Annotated in this window: 9 protein-coding genes; 2 read left to right on the forward strand and 7 right to left on the reverse strand. The window is 75.2% G+C overall.

What is annotated here, in order from left to right:
* Positions 1-81 precede the first annotated feature (81 nt).
* Positions 82-1,479 (forward strand): glycosyltransferase family 4 protein, encoded by a 1,398-nt coding sequence (locus tag GA0070213_RS05750; protein ID WP_091058402.1) that lies wholly within the window; start codon positions 82-84, stop codon positions 1,477-1,479.
* Positions 1,480-1,656: 177 nt separating this feature from the next.
* On the opposite strand, the gene GA0070213_RS05755 is transcribed toward GA0070213_RS05750, so the two are convergent.
* The 4 genes from GA0070213_RS05755 to GA0070213_RS31420 form a co-directional block, all read right to left on the reverse strand.
* Entirely contained in the window at positions 1,657-2,940 is a 1,284-nt protein-coding gene (locus GA0070213_RS05755; protein ID WP_091058404.1) for a citrate synthase, read from the reverse strand.
* Positions 2,941-3,093: 153 nt separating this feature from the next.
* Positions 3,094-5,136, reverse strand: a complete 2,043-nt coding sequence (locus GA0070213_RS05760; protein ID WP_091058407.1) for a sulfatase-like hydrolase/transferase — start codon at positions 5,134-5,136, stop codon at positions 3,094-3,096.
* Positions 5,129-6,544: a methyltransferase domain-containing protein gene (locus tag GA0070213_RS05765; protein ID WP_091058410.1), complete on the reverse strand. Its 1,416-nt coding sequence runs from the start codon at positions 6,542-6,544 to the stop codon at positions 5,129-5,131. The genes GA0070213_RS05760 and GA0070213_RS05765 overlap by 8 nt, the downstream gene beginning before the upstream one ends.
* A 4-nt stretch (positions 6,545-6,548) precedes the next feature.
* On the reverse strand, positions 6,549-6,698 hold the full coding sequence (locus GA0070213_RS31420) for a hypothetical protein (protein WP_172967795.1): 150 nt from the start codon (positions 6,696-6,698) through the stop codon (positions 6,549-6,551).
* 182 nt (positions 6,699-6,880) lie between these two features.
* Here GA0070213_RS31420 and GA0070213_RS05770 point away from each other — a divergent pair, with 182 nt between their 5' ends.
* Complete coding sequence (locus GA0070213_RS05770) at positions 6,881-7,279, forward strand: VOC family protein (RefSeq protein WP_091058629.1); 399 nt, start codon at positions 6,881-6,883, stop codon at positions 7,277-7,279.
* A gap of 17 nt (positions 7,280-7,296) precedes the next feature.
* Here the strand turns inward: GA0070213_RS05770 and GA0070213_RS05775 are convergent, their stop codons facing one another.
* The 3 genes from GA0070213_RS05775 to GA0070213_RS05785 form a co-directional block, all read right to left on the reverse strand.
* A complete protein-coding gene (locus tag GA0070213_RS05775; protein WP_425412799.1) occupies positions 7,297-8,037 on the reverse strand; it encodes a helix-turn-helix transcriptional regulator in 741 nt (246 codons plus the stop codon).
* A gap of 85 nt (positions 8,038-8,122) precedes the next feature.
* Entirely contained in the window at positions 8,123-9,346 is a 1,224-nt protein-coding gene (locus tag GA0070213_RS05780) for a dolichyl-phosphate beta-glucosyltransferase (protein WP_091058632.1), read from the reverse strand.
* A 3-nt stretch (positions 9,347-9,349) separates the two neighbouring features.
* Positions 9,350-11,800, reverse strand: a complete 2,451-nt coding sequence (locus GA0070213_RS05785; RefSeq protein WP_245716270.1) for an ArnT family glycosyltransferase — start codon at positions 11,798-11,800, stop codon at positions 9,350-9,352.
* Positions 11,801-11,834 lie beyond the last annotated feature (34 nt).

The raw sequence follows: 11,834 nt of genomic DNA on the forward strand, positions 1-11,834 counted from the left end.
CCGGCCGTTCGGCCATCCTCACCGCTGCTTCCCGCCGCCACCGATGCCGGCGTGTCCCCCCATGCATGGACGGAGATCGACGTGACCTCTCTGCGGGTCGGCGCGCAGACCGCCACCGCGACGGACCGGCTCCACCGGCCCACCCTCACCTCCCGCCCGATCCCGCCGGCGCAGCCCGGCGTCGCGCCCCGCAGCCGGCGCATCCTGATGCTGTCGTGGGAGTACCCGCCGGTGCTCGTCGGTGGCCTGGGCCGCCACGTGCACGCGCTCTCCGTCGCGCTGGCCGCCGCCGGGCACGAGGTCACCGTCGTCACCCGGCACGCCGAGGGCGCGCCGCTGGAGGAGTACGCCGACGGCGTGCGGATCGTCCGCGCCGCCGAGGACCCGGTCACCTTCCCGCTCGCCACCGGCTCGCTGCTGGCCTGGACCATGGCGTTCAACCACACGCTCACCCGGGCCGCGCTGCGCGCCGCCCAGACCGGTTCGTACGACGTCGTCCACGCCCACGACTGGCTCGTCGCGCACACCGCGATGACGCTGCGCGAGCACCTGGACGTGCCGCTGGTGACCACCGTCCACGCCACCGAGGCCGGCCGGCACCAGGGCTGGCTGCCGGAGGAGATGAACCGCACCATCCACGGCGTCGAGCACTGGCTGGCCGGCGAGTCCGGCCGGGTGATCGTCTGCTCCGGCTACATGCGCGACGAGGTCGGCGCGCTGTTCGGCGTGGACCGGTCCCGGGTCGACGTGGTCCCCAACGGCGTCGAGCCGCACCGCTGGCGGGTGCCCGCCTCGGCGGTCGCCGCCGCCCGGACCCGCTTCGCCGCCGGCGGCCCGCTCGTCACGTTCGCCGGCCGACTGGTCTACGAGAAGGGCGTGCAGCACCTGCTGGCCGCCCTGCCCCGGCTGCGCGAGCGGCACCCCGGGCTGCGCGCGGTGATCGTCGGCGACGGGCCGTACCGGGGCGAGCTGGAGGCCGAGGCGCACCGGCTCGGGCTGGGCGACACGGTCAGCATGCCCGGGTTCCTCGGCGGCACCGACCTGCCCGCCGTGATGGCCGCCTCGGACTGCTTCGCGGTGCCCAGCATCTACGAGCCGTTCGGCATGGTCGCGCTGGAGGGGGCCGCCGCGGGCGCGCCGCTGGCCGTGTCGCGTACCGGCGGGCTGGCCGAGATCGTCGAGCCGGGCGTGACCGGGATGACGTTCGCCCCGCACGACCCGGACGGGCTCGCCGAGGCGGTGCACGCGGTGCTCGCCGACACCGACCGGGCCCGCGCCATGGCCCGCCGGGCCCGCGCCTTGGTGCACGAGAAGTACGGCTGGTCGGCGATCGCGTCCCGCACGGCCGCCGCGTACGCCGCCGCCATCGCCGGCGACCCGGCGTTCACCGCCGCCCGCGCCGAGCAGCGGATGGCCACCGGCCACACCCGGCCCGCCCTGCCCCCGGGCAACCTCCTGGCCGCCGCCGGCCTGAGGTGAAAGGAGGGGCCCCCTGTTAACGCCTGCGGTATAGCAGGGCCCCCGCTTAACACCCCGCCCCCGGGCGTACGCGAAGGCCGCCGACCCGAGTTCGGGTCGGCGGCCTTCGCGTACGCCGTTGTTAAGAAGGGGCCCCGCCTATGCCTGAGGCGTTAACAGGGGCCCCCTCCTTACACCTCAGCGGTTGGCGGCGGGGACGTAGTCGCGCTCGGGGGCGCCGGTGTAGATCTGCCGCGGGCGGCCGATCTTCGTCTCCGGGTCGTTGATCATCTCGCGCCACTGGGCGATCCAGCCCGGAAGCCGGCCCAGCGCGAACAGCACCGTGAACATCTTGGTCGGGAAGCCCATGGCCTTGTAGATCAGGCCGGTGTAGAAGTCCACGTTCGGGTAGAGCCGCCGGGAGACGAAGAAGTCGTCGGCCAGCGCGATCTCCTCGAGCTGCATCGCGAGGTCCAGCAGCGGGTCCGGCTTGGCCATCCGGCCGAGCACGTCCTGGGCGGCCTTCTTCACGATCGCGGCGCGCGGGTCGTAGTTCTTGTAGACCCGGTGGCCGAAGCCCATCAGCTTCACGCCGTCCTGCTTGTCCTTCACCTTCCGCACGAAGGTGCGGACGTCGCCGCCGTCGGCCTGGATCTTCTGGAGCATCTCCAGCACGGCCTGGTTGGCGCCGCCGTGCAGCGGGCCGAACAGCGCGTTCACGCCGGCCGAGACCGAGGCGAACAGGTTGGCGTTGCTGGAGCCGACCAGCCGCACGGTCGAGGTGGAGCAGTTCTGCTCGTGGTCGGCGTGCAGGATGAACAGCATGTCCAGCACCCGGGCGACGACCGGGTCGACCTCGTACTGCTCGGCGGGCACGCCGAAGGTCATCCGCAGGAAGTTCTCGACGTAGCCGAGCGAGTTGTCCGGGTAGAGCAGCGGCTGGCCGATCGACTTCTTGTACGCGTACGAGGCGATGGTGGGGACCTTCGCCATCAGCCGCACCGTGGACATCTCCACGTGCTCGGAGTCGAACGGGTCCAGGCTGTCCTGGTAGAAGGTCGAGATGGCGCTGACGGCCGAGGAGAGCACGGCCATCGGGTGCGCCTCACGGGGGAAGCCGTCGAAGAAGCGGCGCATCTCCTCGTGCAGCAGCGAGTGCCGCCGGATCCGCTCGCTGAACTCGGTGAGCTGCGTCTGGCTCGGCAGCTCGCCGTAGATCAGCAGGTAGGAGACCTCCAGGAAGGAGGACTTCTCGGCCAGCTGGTCGATGGGGTAGCCGCGGTACCGCAGGATGCCCGCGTCACCGTCGATGTAGGTGATCGCGGACGAGCAGGACGCGGTGTTGACGAAACCGGGGTCGTACGTGGTCATCCCGGTTTCCTTGAGCAGCTTGCTCACGCCGATCCCGGCGGGGCCCTCGACCGCGGACTGCACCGGCATCGACAGCTGTCCACCGGGGTGGTCGAGCTTGACTTCCGTCATCTGTTCCTCGCTTCGCCGGCAAGATCTTCGTTGAATTGCCTTCGCTTCTACCGTAATCACGGTGCGGTGGACAACGCTCGGCATGGTTTGGGGGTGAGGTATGCGTCACCTCATTCCCGACTTGCTGGGTCGGAAACCGGGTGGGAGCGCAGATCAGGACAGGGTGAGGCGCCGCAGCGCCCCGCCGGCGTCGACCCGGTAGACGTCGAGGCGGTTGGCCCCGGCGGCGAAGAGCCGGTCGTCGGGGAGGAACGCGGCGAACCGCCGCCCGCCGGCGTCCGGCGGCACGACCGGCACCACCGCGCCGACCGTGCCGTTGACCGCGACGGCGAGCCGGGTGCCGTCCGGCACCGAGGCGGGCACGGTCCCCCAGACCAGCGCGGGCAGCCCGCGCCTCGGGTCGACCGCGTCGAACGCGGACCGGTTCGCCACGGTGGCGGTGCCGCCGGACGGCGCCGCGCCGACCCGGGTGCCGATCAGCCGGTCGGCGGCGGGCAGCGGCACCGGCGCGGGCACCCCGCCGGTGATCGTCACCGGCTGCCCGGGCCGGTCGTAGAAGCGCTTGTCGGTCCGCCCGCGCGGGGCGGCCTTGGCCGAGACGCCGTCCATCCGCCACGGCACCCGCACGTGGGTCTCGTCGGCGATGGTGGGCAGCAGGTCGACGTGCTCCCAGTTGCGGTCGTCGACCCGACCGGCGCGCTGGCCCGGCTCCTTGACGAACATCGGCACCCAGGCCACCTGGTCGGCGGCGTGGTCGATGGCACCCATCCCCCGGCCCTGCCAGTCCTGGCGGAAGCTCACCCCGTGATCGGCGGTCACCAGCACCAACGCCTTGTCGTAGAGACCGGTGGCGCGCAGCGTGCGCAGCGTCTCGCCGATCAGCCGGTCGGTGTAGCCGAGCTGGGCCAGGTGCCGGGCCCGGGCCAGGTCCACCCAACCGGCGCCGTCGTTGGGCAGGTCCTCCGGCGCGTCGTAGTGCGCCCCGGACGGCAGGTAGGCCCAGGGCGAGTGCGGCATCAGCAGGTGCAGGAAGTGCAGCGTGGGCCGGGCGGCGGGACGCAGCCCGGCGAGGAACGAGGTGAACCGGGCGGGCTGGTTGTCGTCGAGGGTGTCCCAACGGAACTTGGGGTCGTCGGGCACCGGCTCGGCGGCGTCCAGCCCGGCCTCGGCGGCGGTCTGCTCGCGGTAGGAGTCCTCCGGGTCGACCCGGCTGTCCACCGGCGCGGTGAGCTGTCGCAGCAGCTTGCCGCTCTCCCGGGCCAGCACCCCGATGCCCTGCTGCGGGCTGGCCGCCTGCTCGCAGCGGCTGGGCGGGCAGAGCCGGGTGATGCTCTCCTCGGCCTTGATCTGGTAGAGGCCGCCGAGCGCGGTGAACAGGTTGTCCGGGTACTGCGAGTAGTGCGGCGCCACGGCCCGTTCCGGGTAGCGGCCGCTGAGCATGGCCGGCAGCGCGTAGGGTGTCCAGCCGCTGACGCCGGTGGCGTTGCGGTACCAGGTCGAGCCGGCGGCCAGCGCGGCGAAGTTCGGGTAGCGGGTGGCGTCGATCCGCCCGTCCGGGCCGAGCAGGGACACCAGCGGCAGCTCGTCCAGCACGATCATGACCACGGGCGGGTGCGCGCCCGCCCCGGCCACGCCGGTCGCGCCGCCGTCGCCGCGGGGCAGCACCACCGCCGAGGCCGGCGACGCGAACAGGAACAGCCCGACGAAGACCGCCGGGCCGACCGCCGCGACCCGCAGCACCCGGCGCGGTGCCCGCCACCGCCGGTGCGCGGCCGCCGCGCCGGCGCCCGCCACGCCGGCCGCCAGCAGCAGCGGTACGCCTCGAAGCGGCGTGAGGTGCCGGCCGACCTGGACCGCCAGCGCGGCGAGCAGCAGCCCGACCAGCACGGTGTGCACCGCGCTGCGGGTGGTCCGGCCGCCGAGCAGGGCCAGCGCGCCGAGCGCCGCGAACGGCAGCGTGGGGGCCAGCGCGATCAGGGCGACCAGCAGCAGCACGTCACCCCGGGAGGCCCGGTGGAACAGGAAGAAGTCGGGGCTGCGGCCGAGCACGTCCAGCAGCGGCTGGGTGACCACCAGGCCGACCAGCGCCACCACCTCCGCCAGCCGGGCCGCCTCGGCCCGCCAGGAGCTCCGGCGAGCGGGCCGGTCGGCGTCGGCCGGGCGCTCCCGGGGCGGGGCGAGGGTGCCCTCAGCCACCCACCACCACCTGGTAGAGCGTGCGGGTGCCGGACGGCAGCTCGGCGCGGGCCACCACCGGGCCGCGCCGGGCCAGCAGCGCCTCGAACGCGTCCCGCCGGTAGTCCGGGAAGAGGCCGTCGGGCTTGTTGGCGAGCAACCGGCGGGCCATCGGGTCGTCCGGGTGGACGAACTCCACCACCAGGCTGCCGCCGGGCTCGGTGAACGCGGCGAGCTGGTCGAGCACCTCGGGCAGCGGCACGTTCCGGCCGATCGCCAGGTGGTGCACGACGGCCAGGGCGAGCACCACGTCGGCGCGCGCCCGGTCGGCGAACGCGGCCCGTTCGACGCCCCGCCAGCCGCCGCCGGGCGACGGGTCGGCCAGGTCCATCACCAGCGGCAGGATCCGCCGCTCCCCCTCGTCGCGCAGGGTGCGGTAGAGCGTGTCGACAACGGCCGGGTCCTGCTCGACGGCGACCACGTGCGCGGCGTGCCGGGCCGCGATGCGGGCGTACCGGCCGTCGTTGGCGCCCAGGTCCAGCGCCGCGCCGGGGCCGACGGCGGCCGCCGCCCGGTCGACGAAGGCCTCCTTGGCCTGCCGGTCCGGCACCGAGTAGGCGCAGGTGCGCTGGTAGTCCGACCAGTGGCTGTCGCCGGGCCGGTGGTCGAGGCGGCGCACCAGCCGGGTCAGCCCGCGTACGGTCGCCAGCGCCAGTTCGCGGGAGAACCCGGCGGCACGCAGCTGGGCGCGGACGTCGGTGGTGCTGGCGGCGGAGTTGCGGGCCTGCATGGCGCCGTGCAGGTGCACGTGGGTGGGCACACCGGCGTGCCAGCGGCGGGTGCCGGCGAAGAGCCGCCGCATCTGGTCCGCCTCGACGCCGTCGACGCGGGCCCGCAGGAACGGCTGGAAGTCCAGCCCGAGGTGGGCCTGGATCAGCAGCGGATAGAGGAACGTCTGGCAGAACTGCCGGTAGCCGGCCCAGGGTTCGCCGTCGCGCAGCGCCTCGAACGAGCCGACGTCGATGAACACCGGCCGGGCGCCGTGCCACTGCACGTTGTAGGCGGAGCCGTCCTTGGTGGTGAAGCCGGCCTCCAGCGCGGCGCGCAGCAGGTCCAGGTGCAGCAACGCGGCGTCGCGCAGCATCGCGTACGACCACTCGTAGGGGTGCGAGACGAACGGGATGCGGTCGTGTCGCAGCACCGCGGCCCAGGGCGCGTCGACCGGCGTCGGGGTCAGCTCCTCGGTGCCGACCAGGTGCCCGGCGGCGGTGAGGTCGCGGAAGAGGTCGCTGGCGGCCAGCGCCCGCCAGTCGCGGGCGGCGCGTTCGTCGAGCCCGCGCAGCACCTCCCGGCCGCGGTGGAAGACCCGGTTGCCGGGATCGCGGAAGGAGCCGGGTTCGACGCGGACGCCGGTGTCGGGGACCGTCACGCCGTCAGCCCTGGTCGGTGGGCTGGCGACGGAACCGGCTCACCAGTCGGCGCCAGTAGAGCTTGGCGGCCACCGCCACTCCGGCCACCCCGCCGACCACCGCCTGCACGATGAGACTGCCGGATCCCGCGTCCAGGTAGGCCAGGTGCGTCACGGCTGCTTTCCCTTCCTTCGCCGGTCATCGAAGTGCGGCCCGGTATGCGAGCTTTGCTCCTCAAAGCCGGACTCGTCCCCTACCGTACGCTGTCGACCGGACACCGCGCGGGCACACCGGGCACTCCCCTCCGTCCGATCCGTTCAAGACGGACCGGTCCGGACGCGCCTACCGTGGCCGGCATGACACCGCAGTTCGATCTCGTCGGGACGGTCGTCACCGACATGGCCCGCACCCTCGACTTCTACCGCCGCCTGGGGCTGCCGATCCCACCCGGCGCCGAGACGGAGCCGCACGTGGAGGTCGCCCTGCCCGGCGGCGTCCGGCTGGCCTGGGACACCGTGGAGACCATCCGCAGCTTCCACCCCGGTTTCGACCCGAGCGGCGGCAACTCGCGGATGAGCCTCGCCTTCCGCTGCGCCGACCCGGCCGAGGTGGACCGCTGGTACGCCGAGTTGACCGCCGCCGGTCACCACGGGGAACTGCCCCCGTGGGACGCCTTCTGGGGGCAGCGGTACGCGGTGCTGCACGACCCGGACGGCAACGGCGTGGACCTGTTCGCGCCGCTGCCCGCCGGGTGATCCGGTGCGCGGGCCGGTCAGCCGGCGGACGGGGTGAGCAGCCGGGTCGGCGGCACCCCGGCCAGCTCGCGCACGTCGCGGGTGAGGTGGGCCTGGTCGGCGTACCCGGCCCGCACCGCGACCTCGGCGAGCGGCGCGCCGCCCCGGGCCAGGTCGAGCGCGCGGCGCATGCGCAGGATGCGGGCGAGCGTCTTCGGCCCGTACCCGAAGAGCAGCCGGCTGCGCCGGTGCAGGGCCCGCGCGCCGAGGCCGACCTCGGCGGCGGTCGCGGCGACCGTCGCCCCGGCGGCCAGCCGGGCGGCCACCCGCGCGCCGAGCGGGTCGGGCCCACCGGCGGCCCGCAGCCGTGCCCGCGCCACCTCCTCCAGGACGGTCGCGCCGGCGGCCGACCAGTCGGTCGGCGACCCGGCCGGTCCGGCCACCGCCTCGACCCGCTCGGCCAGGTCGGCGGCGGCGCGGCCCCAGAGGTCGGCGAGCGGCACGCGCCGGTCCCGCAGCTCCTCGGCCGGCACCCCGAACACGGCCGGCCCGACGCCCGGCGGCAGGCGCAGCCCGATCCACCGCTCCCCCGGCACCGACCGGCCCACCTGAGCGACGCGGTCCGGCCCGGCGACCAGCAACCCGGCCCGGCTGGACCAGAGCAGATCCAGGCACCCGTCCGGCAGCACCCGCACCACCCCGTCGCCCGCCGAGACGCTCTCCCACCGCACGCCCCCGCGGATCCCCACCGACTCCCGCTCCCGGTACACCCCACCCACCCTGCCATCTCCCCGTCGATCATGAGGTTGGCGGCACCCGCCACGGCGGGTCACGACCGCCAACCTCATGATCGACGGGGGCGGGCTAGGGGCGGTGGTGCATGGCCAGGCGGAGCAGCAGGAAGCGCAGCGCGGTGGCGGCGAGGTTGGCCGCCACCAGGACGGCCAGCTCGACCGCGCGCGCCGGGGCGGTGAGCGCGTGCAGCACCGCCAGTGAGCCGCTGGTCAGGGCCAGGCCGAGGGCGAACGCGAGCAGCCCCTGCAGGTGGTGCCGCCCGGCGTGCCGCCGGCCGGTCACCCCGAACGTGAGCCGCCGGTTCGCCGCCGTGTTGGCCACCGCGGTCAGCAGCAGCGCCAGCAGGTTCGCCGGTTGCGCGCCGAGCGGCCCGCGGGCCGCCAGGAAGAGCAGCAGGTACGCGAGCGTGCTGGCCACCCCCACCGCGGCGAAGCGGACGAGTTGGCGGGGCAGCCCGACCGGCACCTGCGCCGGCGGCACCGGCAGCGGTCCCCGGCCGAGCTGGGCGCGCAGCCGGGCCAGCGGCAGCGCGCCGGTGACCAGCGCCCGGCCCAGCCGCCCGATGCCGCGCAGGTCGGCCAGGGCGGTGGCGAGCACGTCGACCCGGCTGTCCGGGTCGTCCACCCAGTCCACCGGCACCTCGTGGATCCGCAGCCCGGCCCGCTGGGCCAGCACCAGCAGCTCGGTGTCGAAGAACCAGCCGGTGTCCTGCACCAGCGGCAGCAGTTCGGCCGCCACGTCGGCGCGGATCGCCTTGAACCCGCACTGCGCATCGGAGAAACGCACCGCGAGCGTGCCGCGCAGCAGCAGGTTGTAACCCCGGGAGATCACTTCCCGCTTGGCGCCGCGGACCACCCGGCTGGTGCGCGCCAGCCGGGTGCCGATGGCCAGGTCGGAGTGCCCGGACAGCAGCGGCGCGACCAGCGGGGGCAGCGCCGCCAGGTCGGTGGAGAGGTCCACGTCCAGGTAGGCGAGCACCGGCGCCGGCGAGGCGGACCAGGCGGCCCGCAGCGCCCGTCCGCGTCCCTTCTCCGCCAGGTGCAGCACCGCCACCTCGGGCAGCTCCGCGGCGAGCGTCTCGGCCACCGCCAGGGTGCCGTCGGTGCTGGCGTTGTCGGCCACCGTGATCCGGAACGGGTACGGGAACTGCGCGCCCAGGTACGCGTGCAGCCGCCGGACGCAGGGGCCGAGATCGACCTCCTCGTTGTAGACGGGGACCACCACGTCCAGCACGGCGCCCTCGGCGGTGGGCCGGGCCCGCACCGCGGCCCGGGGCTCCGGCGTCAGCGTCATCACTCAGCCCTGCTTTCCGCTGCTCAGGTCGTACACGGTCACCCCGTCGACGGTGGTCGCGGTGAAGGTCTCGGCGACCCAGGCGCTGATCTCGGTCGAGGCGCTGCTGCCACCGTTCGCCCGGAACCCACCTCCGCCGAGGAACCAGTGGATTCGCCCGTCGGCCACGTACCGCTGGAACTGCGCGAGCGTCGGCGACGGGTCGCTGCCGTTGAAGCCGCCGATCGGCATCACCGGCTCGCCGGTGGCGAGCTGGTAGCTGGAGGCGTTGTTCGAGCCGACCGTGGCCGCGACCCAGGTGTAGTCGTCCGCGTCGGCCTTGAGCAGCGCGGTCATCTCGGCGCTCGGCTCGCGGGCGTCGAGCAGACCGCCCATGCCGCCACCGCGCTGCCCGCGCCCGGCACCGCCGTCCCGCCCGGTGCCGCCGTCCTGCCCGGTGCCGCCGTCCTGCCCGGTGCCGCCGTCCTGCCCGGTGCCGCCGTCCTGCCCGGTGCCGCCGTCCTGCCCGGTGCCGCCGTCCGGAAGTCCCGGCGGCTGGCCGCCCGGGAAGCCCGGGAACGCGCCGTTCCGGCCGGCGTTCGTACCGCCCGGGACCGGGCCGGCACCGCCCGGGAAGCCCGGGAACCCGCCCCCGGGGAACTCCGCGCCGCCCGGCACCCGCCCACCCGGGAAGCCACCCCGCCCGAAACCGCCCGCGACGAACGGACCGGCGCTCGGGATCGAGCCGGTGTGCGGGGTGGCCGCCGTCTGCACCGCGTACGCCGCCGGCCCGCCCAGCCCCGCGCCGAGCCCGAGCGCCAGCACCCCCGCCGACGCCCACCGCGCCCACCGTGGGCCCCGCGACAGGTCGATCAAGGGGTTCGCGTCACCGCGGGCCGCCCGGCACGACGCGAACCCCTTGGTCACCGGGGCGTCGAGGAGCGCCAGGAGGACGGCGGTGGTCAGGCCGGTGGCCAGCACGAGCGGGCGCAGCCAGGGGTACCAGTCGGGGCTGCGGCCGAGCAGGCGCCACGACCACCAGGCGGTGACCGCCAGCGTGCCGGCCAGGGTCAGCGTCGCGGCGTACCCGCGCCACCGGCCGGGGCCGGTCCGGGCCCGCCCGAGCTGGGTGACCCCGATGCCGACCAGCGCGCCGACGGCCGGGGCCAGGGCGACCGTGTAGTAGGCGTGGAAGATGCCGGACATGAAGCTGAAGATCAGCCCGGTGACCAGCAGCCAGCCGCCCCAGAGCAGCAGGCCGGCCCGGCGCCGGTCGGTACGCGCCGACCGCCCGGCCAGCCACAGGCCCGCCACCAGCAGGATCAGCGCCGCCGGCAGCAGCCAGGAGATCTGCCCACCGACCTCGGTGTCGAACATCCGCAGCGGGCCGGTCTGCCCGGAGAACGGCCCACCGCCGCCCGGCCGACCGCCCCCGCCGACGCTGCCCACCTCGTCGCCGGTGATCCGACCCAGGCCGTTGTAGCCGAGGGTCAGCTCCAGGATGCTGTTGCCCTGGGATCCCCCGATGTACGGGCGGGCGCTCGCCGGCACCAGCTCCACGATCGCCACCCACCAGCCGGCGGAGACCAGCACCGCCAGCCCGGCCAGCAGGAGCTGGCGGATCCGCCGCCCGAGACCGGTCGGCGCGGCCAGCAGGTAGACGCCGGCGAACACCGGGACCACCAGGAACGCCTGGAGCATCTTGGTGAGGAAGCCGAAGCCGACCAGCGCGCCGGCCAGCGCGATCCACCGGGTGCTCGCGGTCTCCACGGCCCGCACCGTGGCGTACGCGGCGGCCAGCAGCAGGAACACCAGCAGCGCGTCGGGATTGTTGAACCGGAACATCAGCGTGGCCACCGGGGTCAGCGCCAGGACCGCGCCGGCGAGCAGGCCGGCCGCCGGGCCGTACCAGCGGCGCACCGTCGCGTACAGCACACCGACCGACGCGACGCCGAGCAGCGCCTGCGGCACCAGGACCGACCAGCTGCTCAGCCCGAAGAGGCGCACCGAGAGCGCCATCAGCCAGAGCGAGGCGGGCGTCTTGTCCACGGTGATCGAGTTGGCCGCGTCCGAGGAGCCGTAGAAGAACGCCGTCCAGCTCTCCGACCCGGCCTGGGCGGCCGCCGAGTAGAACGCGTTGCCCCACCCGGAGGCGCCCAGGCCCCACAGGTAGAGCACCCCGGTCGCCACCAGCAGGCCCAGCAGGGCCGGGCGGGCCCAGCGCGGGTCGTCCGCCGGCCGGTCCGCCGGGGTCGACGTCGGTTCGGGTACGGGCGCGGCGGCCGGCCCGGCGACGGGCGGGTCGGCGGCTGCGGCGGGCGCGGGCGGGCCGGCGGCTGCGGCCGGCTCGGGCTGGTCGGCGGCTGCGGCCGGCTCGGGCTGGCCGGCGGCTGCGGCAGGCGCGGGCTGGCCGACGGTTGCCGGCTCGGGCCGGCCGTTCGTCGACGCGGTCAGCAGCCTCTCGGTTCTGTCCATGCCGGCAAGCCTCGCCAGGCCCGCTGACGCGCTC

The organism is Micromonospora humi, from assembly GCF_900090105.1.
Lineage (GTDB): Bacteria > Actinomycetota > Actinomycetes > Mycobacteriales > Micromonosporaceae > Micromonospora > Micromonospora humi.